At 60.9% G+C, this 12,431-nt stretch carries 14 protein-coding genes; 8 read left to right on the top strand and 6 right to left on the bottom strand.

The genetic code is table 11. The annotated features are described in order from the left end of the window. The first annotated feature begins 2 nt into the window (after nt 1–2). Entirely contained in the window at nt 3–1,013 is a 1,011-nt protein-coding gene (locus Q0974_RS13840; RefSeq protein WP_299328799.1) for a hypothetical protein, read from the top strand. A 6-nt stretch (nt 1,014–1,019) separates the two neighbouring features. Here the strand turns inward: Q0974_RS13840 and ung are convergent, their stop codons facing one another. From ung to Q0974_RS13825, 3 genes are all read right to left on the bottom strand, one after another. Beyond that, nucleotides 1,020–1,721 (bottom strand): uracil-DNA glycosylase, encoded by a 702-nt coding sequence (gene ung, locus Q0974_RS13835; RefSeq protein WP_299328796.1) that lies wholly within the window; start codon nt 1,719–1,721, stop codon nt 1,020–1,022. Nucleotides 1,722–1,976: 255 nt separating this feature from the next. After that, the gene (locus Q0974_RS13830) at nt 1,977–2,159 is read right to left on the bottom strand and encodes a PspC domain-containing protein (protein WP_299328793.1); all 183 of its coding nucleotides are present in this window, start codon (nt 2,157–2,159) and stop codon (nt 1,977–1,979) included. A gap of 514 nt (nt 2,160–2,673) precedes the next feature. Further along, entirely contained in the window at nt 2,674–3,288 is a 615-nt protein-coding gene (locus Q0974_RS13825; protein WP_299328790.1) for a hypothetical protein, read from the bottom strand. 194 nt (nt 3,289–3,482) lie between these two features. Here Q0974_RS13825 and Q0974_RS13820 point away from each other — a divergent pair, with 194 nt between their 5' ends. The 5 genes from Q0974_RS13820 (at nt 3,483) to Q0974_RS13800 (ending at nt 8,105) form a co-directional block, all read left to right on the top strand. Then, on the top strand, nt 3,483–4,280 hold the full coding sequence (locus Q0974_RS13820; RefSeq protein ID WP_299328787.1) for a hypothetical protein: 798 nt from the start codon (nt 3,483–3,485) through the stop codon (nt 4,278–4,280). Then, nucleotides 4,281–5,087: a DUF72 domain-containing protein gene (locus Q0974_RS13815; protein WP_299328784.1), complete on the top strand. Its 807-nt coding sequence runs from the start codon at nt 4,281–4,283 to the stop codon at nt 5,085–5,087. A 10-nt stretch (nt 5,088–5,097) separates the two neighbouring features. Next, a complete protein-coding gene (locus Q0974_RS13810; protein WP_299328781.1) occupies nt 5,098–5,532 on the top strand; it encodes a hypothetical protein in 435 nt (144 codons plus the stop codon). A 127-nt stretch (nt 5,533–5,659) separates the two neighbouring features. After that, nucleotides 5,660–5,887 (top strand): hypothetical protein, encoded by a 228-nt coding sequence (locus tag Q0974_RS13805; RefSeq protein ID WP_299328778.1) that lies wholly within the window; start codon nt 5,660–5,662, stop codon nt 5,885–5,887. Between the two features lie 142 nt (nt 5,888–6,029). Continuing rightward, on the top strand, nt 6,030–8,105 hold the full coding sequence (locus Q0974_RS13800) for a TonB-dependent siderophore receptor (RefSeq protein ID WP_299328776.1): 2,076 nt from the start codon (nt 6,030–6,032) through the stop codon (nt 8,103–8,105). On the opposite strand, the gene Q0974_RS13795 is transcribed toward Q0974_RS13800, so the two are convergent. After that, on the bottom strand, nt 8,102–8,647 hold the full coding sequence (locus tag Q0974_RS13795; RefSeq protein WP_299328773.1) for a hypothetical protein: 546 nt from the start codon (nt 8,645–8,647) through the stop codon (nt 8,102–8,104). The two genes, Q0974_RS13800 and Q0974_RS13795, sit on opposite strands and share 4 nt — an antisense overlap. 172 nt (nt 8,648–8,819) lie before the next feature. Here Q0974_RS13795 and Q0974_RS13790 point away from each other — a divergent pair, with 172 nt between their 5' ends. Then, the gene (locus Q0974_RS13790; protein WP_299328770.1) at nt 8,820–9,164 is read left to right on the top strand and encodes a hypothetical protein; all 345 of its coding nucleotides are present in this window, start codon (nt 8,820–8,822) and stop codon (nt 9,162–9,164) included. A 7-nt stretch (nt 9,165–9,171) separates the two neighbouring features. Here Q0974_RS13790 and Q0974_RS13785 read toward each other — a convergent pair whose 3' ends face one another. Beyond that, nucleotides 9,172–9,399, bottom strand: coding sequence for a hypothetical protein (locus tag Q0974_RS13785; RefSeq protein ID WP_299328767.1), 228 nt, complete (start codon nt 9,397–9,399; stop codon nt 9,172–9,174). Between the two features lie 111 nt (nt 9,400–9,510). Here Q0974_RS13785 and Q0974_RS13780 point away from each other — a divergent pair, with 111 nt between their 5' ends. Continuing rightward, a complete protein-coding gene (locus Q0974_RS13780; RefSeq protein WP_299328764.1) occupies nt 9,511–11,316 on the top strand; it encodes an ABC transporter ATP-binding protein/permease in 1,806 nt (601 codons plus the stop codon). A gap of 74 nt (nt 11,317–11,390) precedes the next feature. Here Q0974_RS13780 and Q0974_RS13775 read toward each other — a convergent pair whose 3' ends face one another. Continuing rightward, on the bottom strand, nt 11,391–12,347 hold the full coding sequence (locus Q0974_RS13775) for a helix-turn-helix domain-containing protein (protein WP_299328762.1): 957 nt from the start codon (nt 12,345–12,347) through the stop codon (nt 11,391–11,393). Nucleotides 12,348–12,431 lie beyond the last annotated feature (84 nt).

The raw sequence follows: 12,431 nt of genomic DNA, 5'->3' as shown, positions 1-12,431 counted from the left end.
CAATGAATGACATAAGCAATCAGGACGAGACTTCAGACGCCGAAGAAGAGGACTGGGCAGAGGCTCTTTCTAAACCAGACAGCTATCCTGGCTTCGCAACAATTCTCTGTTGTGTTGCTGTGCTATTCACGTCCTGCGCGTCGGGACCTTTGCAACCGACCGGAAACAGTGCGGAACGAATGGGCTTCATAATCGGAAGTCTGGTTGGCCCTGGTCTGCTCGTCTGGCTTATCGCTTTCGCAATAACGATACGTCATGCGGGAACTGGATGGAAAATTGGCTCGCTCGCAATCGTGCTGACGTTTTCTGTATTTGCAGGAATGGCCAGATTGCCCGCATCCCAACAAACTGCGAGCGAGGACAGTCAGCGTGTAGCCAGACAAATGGCGGAGATCGCAAACAGCTACGAAGCGGGCGAACAAACATCGTTGATGCCATTGTCCGACTCTCAAACTCCGATGGAGCGCTCAACGGCTCGGCTTTATAATCTCGTTGCGCAGGACACCATTGCTTTTGAAGAAGATGCGCAAGAGGCAGGTTTTTACGCGCTGCTAAATGGAGAAGTGTCATCCTTGGACGATGAAATATTGGATGATTGTCGAGCGATAGAAAATTTGGAAAATACTACATCAGCTATGGCAGAACGGTTTCCCGCATACATGGATAGATTTAGGGTTATTGTCCGCGAAGAAATCGAAAACGTAGAGGAAAGACGCCGTTTCATGGCGGGCTTCGATGATGGCGTTGCGACCGCACAGGCGAGGCATCAAGATCAGTGGCGCATTATTGGTCTCAAAGTGCGTGAAGCTGCAGCTATTTGCAATGTTTTGGCGAGAGGCGGCTGGACGCTGTCAAACGGAGCGTACAACTTTCAAGATCCATCACAAGCTGATGAATTCAACCAACGTGTGGCCGCATTGGATCGTTATGACAGGCAGTTGCAGACGATGACACAAGAGCAAGTCGAGCAAATCAGAAGTAACGCCGGAGAAATCGATCCATCGGTGAGGTGACTTCTCTCACCCCGCCTCCGGCAAAGCCCAATCAATCGGCTCCCTGCCCACGCTCTCCAAAAACGCATTCGCCTTCGAAAAATGCTGGCACCCGAAGAACCCATTATGCGCCGATAGCGGGCTCGGATGGGGCGCCTTCAAAACGCAATGCCGGCCGCCCTGTTCGACGCTCTGGACGAAGGCCGCTTTTTTCTGCGCATAGCTGCCCCAGAGGAGGAAGACGACGGGCTCTTCCTTCTCCGCCACCAGCCGGACGATCGCGTCGGTGAACTGTTCCCAGCCGCGGCCGCGATGGCTGGCGGCCTGGTGTTGTTCGACGGTCAGCACGCTGTTGAGGAGCAGCACGCCCTGTTCGGCCCAGTGTTCGAGATGGCCATGCTTTGCCGGGGCTATGCCGAGATCGCTCTCCATCTCCTTGTAGATATTGACGAGGCTCGGCGGCGGGCGAACGCCGGGGCGGACGGAGAAACACAGCCCATGCGCCTGGCCGGGGCCGTGATAGGGATCCTGGCCGAGGATGACCGCACGGACCTTGTCGAGCGGCGTCGCATCGAGCGCGTGGAACCACAGGCTTCCGGCCGGGAAGATGCGCTTGCCCCGCTCCCGCTCGCCGATAAGGAAGGCGCGCAGATCGGCCATATATTGCGCGGCGAACTCGCCCTTGAGCGGTTCTTTCCAGCTGTCATGGAGTTTGATCTGTCCGGCCATGCGCGCCGTTATGCCGGTGGCGGGCGAGACGGGCAATCGGCGATCCCACAGGATCGATATGCGGCTGTCCTACAGCCGGGCCGTTATGATATGGCGCTATGGAAATATCCGGGACGGTTTCGGCGGTGAGACTGAAGCCGGGGATTGGCCCGGCATGTGTCAACCGGTGTCAACCGGATTATGAAAGGCGGTTTCGGGCCTTGCCGACGCGCCGGCACAATGCGGATTGGCCGTATGCGTGTCGGCACAAGCATTTTAGTTGGCCGCCCAGCCGATCAGCAGATAGGCGAGGATCGCGATAGGGCCGAGAGCGAAGAGCGTGAGGGCCAGCAGGCCGACGCGGATCGCCAGCACGTTCCACCCGGTCCAGCGGGCGAAACCGGCGCATACGCCCATGATCTTGGCGTTGCTGCGGTCGAGGGCGAAATTCTGCGTCATTAGTTGTGTCTTTCCTGTTTGGGTTGGGTTGGTGCAGCGCTTAGGCAACCGGGAGGACCGGGCCGACGGCGGCGGTGATGCAGACGGCACTGACGATCAGGGCGGCGACGGCGGAAAAAGCGGCGTTAAGAGTGTTGGTCATTTCTGTGTCTTTCGCTGGAAGTTGTGGGCGATCGGTGTCCCCGTGGCCTGTTAGGCGACGGGAACGACCGGACCGATGGCGGCGCTGATGCACATGGCGCTGACGATAAGGGCAGCGATGGCCGACAGGGCCGTGGTCTGAATGTTGCTGAAAGTGTTCTGCATGGTGTGTCTCCTGTTTGCTCCAGCGGACCATTCCGCCAGTACGCCCCATACTCTGCAGGAGGTGTGCCAATTTCTGGAAATTGTTATTTTTCAGATATATAGCACAAAAAACGCCATTTTGCGACAGATAGTTGCGCGCAGAGAGTTGGGTATTTTCACCAACTAATAGTGAGAAATTTGGCCAAATCGCCGGTTTTGGGAGGAAATGCTATTCGCTGCCCCAGGCCGGCGGTGGCGGTTCGACCGGCTCGGTCAGGTCGAATTCGGCGCGAAAGAAGCGTTCATTCTCGCCCGCGGGGCGGCGCAACTCATAGGCGAAACGGCTTTCGTCCACCTCCATCGCCCAGACATTGGTGACCGATGCGCTCAGCCCCTCGCGTTCGAATAGCGCAATGGACTCGTCATCGACCGGGAATTCCTGCCGCGTTGCCGTGCCGGGCGCGCTCGTCTCACCGCCATATTGGGTAACGGCGTCTTCGCTGCCATCCTCGTGCCGGTGGTCATGCTTCAAGAGAATGCCCGTGCCCGTATCCGTCAGCACCCAGGTCCGCGAGCGATCCTCGCCGACATGAAAGGGTATGCGAATCTGGTCGGGCGCGCAGTCTGCCACGTGCATAACAAGCGGCTGGCCCGCGATATCGGCATCGGCTTCATCGTCCGACACGAGCTCCCCGGCGAAGGCCTGGCCGCAGAGTTCGGTAAGACGCTCGAGGAACGCCACCTGCGGATCGGGATCGGCCTCGAGCGGCGTGCCCTCACTTTCCGGCGAAGAACAGGCGGCGAGCACTGCGAGAGTGGCAAGGATAGGCGCGGCACGAACCATGAACCGATCTTAGGCAGACCATCGCCGGGGCGCTAGCCCCGCGCATTTGCCTTTCCTACAGCCACGGCTACATGGCATAAGCATCGGATGGCCAAACCGCTCAACTCGACTATGACGCCTTGGTTCGCGGTGAACGCTGTTTCGCGCTTTGGGGGTGTGGTCTTTGTGACTTTTGATTGTGGGGAGGCCGAAGAGTGGCACATGTGAAAACTCTGTTACGCGGCGCGTTTCTTGCGCTCGCCGCCATGGCGAGCCCGGCATTGGCGGGCGGCTTTACGCCGGACCTGTTCGAGCGCTGGATCGATGCGCGGGTCGGGACAGGCGAGCCCGTCTACTGGTATTCGATCGGCACGGTGCGCGCTTATCCGAGCGGCGAATTGCTCTTCACGATGGAAGGTTATGACACAGCGCGCATGCACCGGCCCGATCCCGCCCAACCGCTCGCGCACCAGTATAACCGCAAGATCTACGTCTTCCGCGATTCCGAAAGCGGCGAAATCCTGCGCGAATATGATGGCCTGCCCGTCGAGCCGATCGCCTATCCCTATCAGTTCATCACCTATGAGCTGATCGGCGACGAGGTCGAAACCTTTGTGGAGCAGGGCGCGGGCGCGGCGGTCCGGCGGATCGGGCCGGGGCGCGATATTCACGCCCGGATGCTCGGTGATACGGCGGTCTACACGGCCCCCGTCTATCTCGACTTTCCGATTCCGGGCACCGAGATGCGCTATCAGGCGTTCGAGAATTACGACTTCTTCGTCCAGCCCGAAGGCAGTGTCGGCGAGCCGCACCAGCTGAGCTGGGTGCGCTACGGCCCGGCGCCGAACTGGGCCGGCGGGCAGGATGTGATCATGCATCTGGTCACCTGGCGGATCGACGATTTCGCCGACATCCCGGCCGATCTGCGCAGCTATATCGAGGCCGATGCGCCACTCTGGCGCACGCCGCCCGAGAGCCTGGAGGAAATCCGCGCGCTGCAGGCGGCCGACTAGATGGCGGCTAAGGGAAAAATTCGTGTCGGCATCGGCGGCTGGACCTTCAAACCCTGGCGCGGGACATTCTATCCCAAGGGCCTGCGTCAGGCCGATGAACTTGAGTACGCTGCGAGCCAGCTTGGCGCGATCGAGATCAACGGCACCTATTACCGGCTCCAGAAACCTGAAAGCTTCGCCAAATGGCGGGACGCCGCACCCGACGGTTTCCAGTTCACGATCAAGGCTTCGCGCTATTGCACGAACCGTAAGGACTTGCGCGAAACCGGCGAGAGCATCGAGAAATTCTGCAATCAGGGCGTTGCGGAACTCGGCGACAAGCTCGGGCCGATCTTCTGGCAATTCATGGCGACGAAGAAATTCGACGCAGAGGAGTTCGACGCGTTTCTCGACATGTTGCCCGGCAAATGGGAGGGCGTGAAACTGCGCCATGCGCTGGACGTGCGGCATGAGAGTTTCATCTGCCCCGAATTCGTCGCGCTGATGCGCAAGCATAACGCCGCCATCGTCTGCGCCGACAGCGACAAATATCCGCAGCTTGCCGACCAGACCGCCGATTTCGCCTATGCGCGGTTGATGCGATCGCGCGAAGAGGTGGAGACCGGCTATCCGGACGCCGAGCTCGATGACTGGGCTGAGACGGCGCAGCAGTGGCAGGACGGCAAACAGCCGGACGGGCGCAGCTATGCATCGCCCGACGCGCCGTCGCTTAAGGGCGGCCGGGACGCCTATGTCTTTTTCATCAGCGGTGCGAAGGTGCGAGCACCCGCAGCAGCCCAAGCACTAAGCGCGCGCACATCATCCTAGGGAGATCGCCATGTATCGTATCGCGACAATCGCCGTTCTTCTCTCGCTTGCCGCCTGTTCGGGCGGAAGCGATCCGGCCGCCGAAGAGGATGGCGACGCGCCGATGGCGGCCGAGAGCGATCCGGCAGCGGAACCGGTCGTGCTCAACGCCGTGCCGGAGCCATTCCACGGCCGCTGGGATTTCTCCGAAGACACCTGCGCGGACCCGGCCAGCGAAATGCGGCTCGATATCGCGGCGGACCTGATCACCTATTATGAGAGCGCGGCGATTCCGATGACGGTCACCGAGACTGAGCCGGGTGCGCTAACGGTCGTGCACAGCTTTTCCGGCGAGGGCGAGGAGTGGGAAGAGACGCTGGCCTATGAGTTGAGCGAGGATGGCGACCGGCTCACCGTGCATTCGCCGGACGGCAGCATGTCGATCCGAATGCGCTGTCCGAACTAGCGATATCCCGGCGCTTCGCTTGCCTTAACCGCCTGTTACCCATGATTGTTGGGAACCGCAGAGCGGACAGTGAGTTATGGTCGCAATGCCGGGGCGCGTTATTGCATCTGGCCGCATGGAGACAGGCGTGAGCACCGAAACTTCTTTCAGGCTTTCCAAGGCCCTGGCGAACGGGCGCGATGCCGACCATCGCGCCGATAGCCGCGAGGCTGTGTTAGCCCGGTTGCTCGCCAAGCGGGCCGCCGCACATCGCGCCGGTCTGAAGGATCTCGAAGACATTTTGCGGTCGCAGATCGAATGGGCCTTGCCAATGCATAAGATGGAAGGCAATGGGCGCAAGACCAAGGCTTCCTGACTGACCGCATCATCAGAAAAACAGAATTTTACGACATTTGTCGAAAACTATCCGCCACCGGTCGTAAAGGATCGCCCGGGCACTGGATGATGCCGCCGGATTGCTGAATGGACGCTGCATTCTCTGGGAGGGGACAAAGATAATGCGGCGATCCTGCTGGCTGCTCGCATCGGGCTCTCTGCTCGCGGTCCCGGCCTATGCGCAGAATGACGACAGCGCTGATGCGCCTCCAGCGCAAGCGGCGGCATCGGTAGCCGATGGGCAAGACTATGCACCCGAATTCTTCGCCCGCTTTTCGCCCAACACCGCGCTCGACATGGTGCGGCAAATCCCCGGATTCGCGATCCAGCAGGGCGATGAACGGCGCGGCCTGGGCCAGGGCGGGGACAATGTCCTTATCAATGGTGAGCGCGTGTCCGGCAAATCCAACGATGCGGTGACGACGCTTGGCCGGATTTCGGCGAGCAATGTCATCCGTATCGAGGTCCGCGACGCGGCATCGCTCGATATTCCAGGTCTTTCCGGTCAGGTCGTCAACATCGTCGCGGAAACCACCGGTATCAGCGGAAACTTCGCCTGGAATCCGCAGTTCCGGCCCCGCATCACCAATCCCCGGCTGACCAATGGCGAAATCTCTGTGAGCGGCACGCAAGGCGCGTTTGATTATACAATCAGCCTCTCCAATAGCGACGACTCCTTTCGCGGCGGCGCGGAAGGTCCCGAACTCGTCTTCGATACGAACGGCCAGATCATTGCCCGGCATGACGAAGTGGCGACGTTCAGCGGCGACCGCCCGCAGCTGGCCGGTACATTCCGCTATGATGGCCCCGGTAGTTCGGTCGGCAATCTGAACCTCTCTTACGAGCGCTGGTACAACAGGGTCAGCGAAGATTCGATACGGACAGGCCAGGGCCTGCCGGACCGCACCCGTTTTTTCCGCGACCGCGAGGATGAATGGAATTTCGAGATCGGCGGCGATTTCGAGTTCGCGCTGGGGCCGGGCCGGCTCAAACTGATCGGCTTGAGGCGCTTCGAACGCAGCCCGTTCGAGACCAGCCTGATCACCGATTTCGTCGACGGCACACCGTCGATCGGCGATATCTTCATCCGCACGCTGGACGAAGGCGAATGGATCGCCCGGGCCGAATATGGCTGGGCCATGGGCGGCGACTGGCAGGTCGCCGTGGAAGGCGCGCTCAACACGCTCGACGTGCGCTCCCAGCTCTCGACGCTTGACCCCAATGGCGATTTCCAGCCCGTCATACTGCCGAACTCCAACTCCGAGGTCGAAGAAGAGCGGGCCGAGATCAACATCACCTATGGCACACCGCTGACCGATTCCCTGACGCTGCAGGCATCGATTGGCGGTGAATATTCCACGATCTCGCAAAGTGGCGAGATTGGTCTGACGCGAACTTTCTACCGGCCGAAAGGCTTTCTCTCGCTGGCCTGGCGGGCCAGCGATGCGCTCGACATCCGCGTCCGGGTCGAGCGCGAGGTTGGGCAGCTTAATTTTTCCGATTTCGTCGCATCGAGCGATCTGGCCGGCGAAAGAGAGGATGCGGCCAATCCGAACCTCGTTCCGCCACAAAGCTGGAATTACGAAATCGAAGCAACCCAGCAGCTCGGAGAATTCGGATCGATTACCGCGCGCCTTTATTACGAGCAGATCAGCGATATCGTCGACCAGATACCGATCGGGGCAACGGCCGAGGCGCCGGGCAATATCGACAGCGCCAAACGCTACGGCATCGAATGGAACAGCACGTTCAACTTCGATCCGCTGGGCTGGCGCGGCGGTCGACTCGATATCGAGGCCGCATTCCAACGCACCCGGGTTCGCGATCCTTTAACCGGAGAGAACCGCTCGATATCCAGTAACATGCAGCGCGATATCGAAATCGAACTGCGTCACGATGTGCCCGGAACCGACTGGGCCTGGGGCCTCGAATATGAAGAATATCTCGAAGCACCGGGGTTTCGCCTCTCGCAGACCAACTTCTTCCGCGCGCGTACGCCCTTTGTCGGCGCCTATATCGAGCATAAGGACGTGTTCGGACTGCGGGTCAGGGGCGGTGTCTACAATCTCCTCGATCGCGACGAGCTTTTCACGCGGACATTTTTCGTGAACCGGCGGGACGGCCCGATCAATTTTATCGAGGACCGGGTCCGGGAGTTCGGACCGATCTTCTCTTTCCAGATTGCCGGCAGCTTCTAAAGCACGCGCGTTTCGACGCCCGCACTTTCCATACCTGCCAGTCCGTCGAGCATGTGCCAGGCGACAAGCGCGAGAATGGCCGCAGCAATCGCGACCGCCGCCATACGCATCCATTCCGGCATTGCCCGGCGATGTCGGGCAGCGATCTCGCCCTGGTCTTCGCCATGGCTATCCGAATTCGTGGCCGCTCCAAGAAAATGGACGGCATAGCCGCCCTTCGGGATATGAAGGCGCATGGCCGCGCGCGAACCCGGTATGGCATATACTTCGTCGAGTAATTTGCGCAGCCGCCCGACCTGGACGCGTGGATAGCTGTCCTGCCCGGCGTCGAAATCAGCGTCGCGGCCGAGCCCGTCTACGGCAATCGTATAGGCTTTGAGCCGGTCGCCATTACCCGCGAGCGTTTGATCGACGAGATAGGAGAGCAAGCGGCGCATCACGGGCGCGCGCGCAAATTGCGGTGCGGACAGCAGCCGGACGGTTTCGGCCCGAATTGCGGCCGATCCGGTGGAAGCCGGATCGCTTGGTTGAATAACGGACATGCAGGCCTCGCGCATTCGCGCCCCCGGCCAACGCCTGGTTAGCGGAAAACCCTTATGTAACGGTTAAATCGGCAGATCGTATTTCAGGCCGCAAAGCCCCGAGAACAGAGGCTTTACGCATAATGTTACCCCGAAAAACCAAATTCCATGTCTGCACAGCGATGCAACATATGTGGCTGCTGAACGTCGGTGCGGCATGGACAGTCGTGCCACCATGGACAGAATATTGCGCGGCAGCGTGCTTGCGCTCGCCGCGATGCTCGTGCCGTTCGGTCTGGGCGGCTCGGCGCTTGCAGCCGACGATGCGGCATCGGTGCGCGGGGTTTCGACTGTCGGCCATGCAACCGCCACAATCATGCATCCGACCGCACTGCGTACGGATGCGTTGCTCGAAAGCGGTATGGATTTCACGCAGGCGCCGGGGCTTGCCGTTGCGCCGGCCTCGGTCGTTCAGCGGGATTGCCGGGACGAACAGGCCCGCCAGCGATGCGCTCTCATCATTCTGGATATGCCCTAAAGCCGGCTCAGCTATCAGTATCGCCCCAATAGGCTGCGACCTGCGATGAAACATTCTGGCATTGGGCGGCAAGTGTCGGATAGGGCAGGTCCGTCGCGCGCATCAACGCATCTTCGATTTCGGCCTGACAGGCCGCTTCGGTGCGAAATACACGATCTTCGCGCATAAGCGGTATGCATGGGCTGACGTCATCGCCGCATCCCATGATCGCCAAAATGTAAAAAGCCGGACCCATCGATTTTCCTCCTCTTCGATGGGGTGCTGAGTAGGATCGGGACGGCCGCGCCACTGTGCCGCGCATCACAGGGCTGGCCGTTTCGGTGAAAAGCCCTATCTAAAGCGGCTCATGCCGCCCGATACCGCCACCGACACCGCCCTCAAACAGCCCGGCTGGGACCTGCTGCGCCGTTTCCTCCCCTATCTCTGGCCCAAGGGGCAACCGGGGCTGAAGGCGCGCGTCATCGGCGCCTTTGCCTTTGTGCTCTGCGCCAAGGCCGTCATCCTGATCATGCCGTTTGCCTATAAGGCCGTGATCGACAGCATGGACGGCGAGGCGGACCCGGCCGTCATGCTCGCCATCGCGCTCGTCGTCGCCTATGCGGGCGCGCGGTTCGGCGGCGTATTATTCGACAATCTGCGCAACGTGATCTTCGAGAAGGTCGGTCAGACCGCAGCGCGCGCGCTCACCGAAAATGTCTTCGCCCATCTCCACGCCCTGTCGCTGCGCTTCCATCTCCAGCGCAAGACGGGCGGCGTCACCAAGATCATCGAACGCGGCACCAAGAGCATAGACACCATGCTCTATTTCCTGCTGTTCAACATCGCGCCGACCGCGATCGAGCTGCTCGCCGTCTGCATCATCTTCTATGTGAAGTTCGGCCCCACGCTCGTCGCCGTGACGCTCGGCGTGATCGCGCTCTACATCACCTTCACCCGGCTCGTGACGATCTGGCGCACCAAACTGCGCCGCGACATGGTCGAGCTCGACACCACCGCCTACAGCCAGGCCGTCGATTCGCTGCTCAACTTCGAAACCGTCAAATATTTCAACGCAGAAGCGCGCGAGGCGCAGCGCTTCAGCCGGGCCGTATCGAGCTGGGCCGGCGCGGCGGTCAAAAGCGAGAACAGCCTCGCGCTCCTCAATGTTGGCCAGGCGCTGCTGACGAACGCGATGATGGCCGGCGCCATGGCCTATACCGTCTGGGGCTGGAGCGAGGGCCGCTTCACGGTCGGCGATGTCGTGCTCGTCAACGCGCTGCTCATGCAGCTCTTCCGCCCGCTCGATTTTCTCGGCACCGTCTATCGCACGATCCAGCAGGGCATGATCGACATGGAGGCGATGTTCGACCTGATCGACACGCCCGCTGAGATCGTCGACCGCGACAATGCCCCGGCGCTGGCCGTGTCCAAGGGCACGGTCCGCTTCGAAGCGGTCGGCTTCGGCTATGACGCCGACCGCCGCATCCTGCATGATGTCGACCTCGATATCGCACCGGGCAGCAAGCTCGCCATTGTCGGCCCCTCGGGCGCGGGCAAGTCGACGATCGCCCGGCTGCTCTTCCGCTTCTACGACACGACAAACGGCCGTATCCTGATCGACGGACAGGATATCGCCGCCGTGCAGCAGGAAAGCCTGCGCGCGGCAATCGGCATCGTCCCGCAGGATACCGTGCTGTTCAACGATACGATCGGCTACAATATCGCCTATGGCCGCGAAGGCGCGACGCAGGCCGAGATCGAGGCCGCCGCGAAGGGCGCGGCGATCCACGAGTTTATCCTTTCGCTTCCCGACGGCTATGACACGCGCGTCGGCGAGCGTGGGCTCAAACTGTCGGGCGGCGAAAAGCAGCGCGTCGCCGTCGCCCGCGCGCTCCTCAAAGACCCGCCGATCCTGATCCTTGATGAAGCGACGAGCGCCCTCGATTCACGTACCGAGGGCGAAATCCAGGCGACGCTCGACCGCGCCGGCCGCGGCCGCACGACCATCGTCATCGCCCACCGCCTCTCCACCATCGTCGATGCCGACGAGATCGTCGTGCTCGACAACGGCCGGATCGCCGAACGCGGCAGCCATGCGGCGCTGATCACCAAAGGCGGGCTGTACGCGGAAATGTGGGCGCGCCAGCAGGAAGAGCGGGAGGCGGTTGGCTGATGCTGCCGATATGGAGGCGGCCGATGTTCGGTTTGCGCCTAAAGCAAGCGCCGGATGCCCCCACGGCAATTCTATCAAACCCCGTTTCGGCTGCCGAAGCTCACGCGATACTGTTTGGGGCCTACACCGAGCGATTGACGAAACCGGTCTCGAAGGCCCGAAGCATCGGCGAAGCCGCTTCTCGCGGCCACTTCTTGGATCGGTAGTGATGTCGTTTCCAGCAGCAATCGTGCCCGACGGGTTCGTGCATCGATCAGCCATCGGCCAGGCGTCGTACCAGTGTCTTCCGAGAATCTGCGCGTGAAAGTGCGCTGACTCATTCCTGCCTTGGATGCCATCCGCGCAACCGTAATTGGCTGGTCGAGGCGGGTCTCCATCCATTCTATCGTCTCGGCAATGCTGCCGCCAGCGACCCTTCCGACTTCGACGTCGGGCAAGATGAACTGTTTCTGTCCTCCTTCGCGACCAAAGGGGGCGACCGCTGCCCGCGAACAGGCGGCCGCCACTGCCTGACCGAAATCTCTCGCAACGAGATGCAAACACATATCTATGCCCGCCGAAGCGCCGGCAGACGTGACGATTTGGCCTTCGTCGACGAAGAGCACGTTTGGATCGACTTCGATTTCCGGATAGCGGTCCGCCAAAATATCAGCGCCGCGCCAATGGGTCGTCGCGCGCTTTCCATCCAGCAGTCCCGCCGCCGCAAGAAGGAAGGCGCCAGAACAGATCGATGCGATGCGCGTTCCCCGATCCGATGCCAGACGCAGAGCATTGCAGATGGACGGTGGGGCGGGCTGCCAGGGGATATCCGTGCCCAGGACGATGATCGTATCTGCTCGCTGCAAGCCACCGAGCGTTTCTTCGACCACAATGTCGAAGGGCCGCGCACGAATGCGGCGGGCCTGCCCGCAAACCGTGACCTCGTACGGCTTGGCGCCGTCGGGCAGGCGCGCATGCTCGAAGATATCACACGGGATTCCGAGATCGAACGGCACCACATTGTGGGGCACAAGTACGACAAGCTTATGCATCCGAACTCCTCAATTGCCGCCCCAAGTCAATCCTTGTCCTGCAAATCTTCGCCAAGCCATCCGAAATGATCATTTTGGCAGGAT

The organism is Parasphingopyxis sp., from assembly GCF_028279465.1.
In the GTDB taxonomy this organism is placed as follows: Bacteria; Pseudomonadota; Alphaproteobacteria; order Sphingomonadales; family Sphingomonadaceae; genus Parasphingopyxis.
Note: the sequence above shows the minus strand (reverse complement) of the source record. Positions and strands in the feature narration are given on the sequence as shown.

Bases quoted from the DNA above. Each gene is read 5' to 3' on its own strand.
- Q0974_RS13785 (WP_299328767.1), bottom strand. From the start codon at position 9,399: ATGGGTCCGGCTTTTTACATTTTGGCGATCATGGGATGCGGCGATGAC.
- Q0974_RS13780 (WP_299328764.1), top strand. From the start codon at position 9,511: ATGCCGCCCGATACCGCCACCGACACCGCCCTCAAACAGCCCGGCTGG.
- Q0974_RS13810 (WP_299328781.1), top strand. From the start codon at position 5,098: ATGTATCGTATCGCGACAATCGCCGTTCTTCTCTCGCTTGCCGCCTGT.
- Q0974_RS13795 (WP_299328773.1), bottom strand. From the start codon at position 8,647: ATGTCCGTTATTCAACCAAGCGATCCGGCTTCCACCGGATCGGCCGCA.
- Q0974_RS13825 (WP_299328790.1), bottom strand. From the start codon at position 3,288: ATGGTTCGTGCCGCGCCTATCCTTGCCACTCTCGCAGTGCTCGCCGCC.
- Q0974_RS13800 (WP_299328776.1), top strand. From the start codon at position 6,030: ATGCGGCGATCCTGCTGGCTGCTCGCATCGGGCTCTCTGCTCGCGGTC.
- Q0974_RS13830 (WP_299328793.1), bottom strand. From the start codon at position 2,159: ATGACGCAGAATTTCGCCCTCGACCGCAGCAACGCCAAGATCATGGGC.
- Q0974_RS13840 (WP_299328799.1), top strand. From the start codon at position 3: ATGAATGACATAAGCAATCAGGACGAGACTTCAGACGCCGAAGAAGAG.
- Q0974_RS13815 (WP_299328784.1), top strand. From the start codon at position 4,281: ATGGCGGCTAAGGGAAAAATTCGTGTCGGCATCGGCGGCTGGACCTTC.
- Q0974_RS13775 (WP_299328762.1), bottom strand. From the start codon at position 12,347: ATGCATAAGCTTGTCGTACTTGTGCCCCACAATGTGGTGCCGTTCGAT.
- ung (WP_299328796.1), bottom strand. From the start codon at position 1,721: ATGGCCGGACAGATCAAACTCCATGACAGCTGGAAAGAACCGCTCAAG.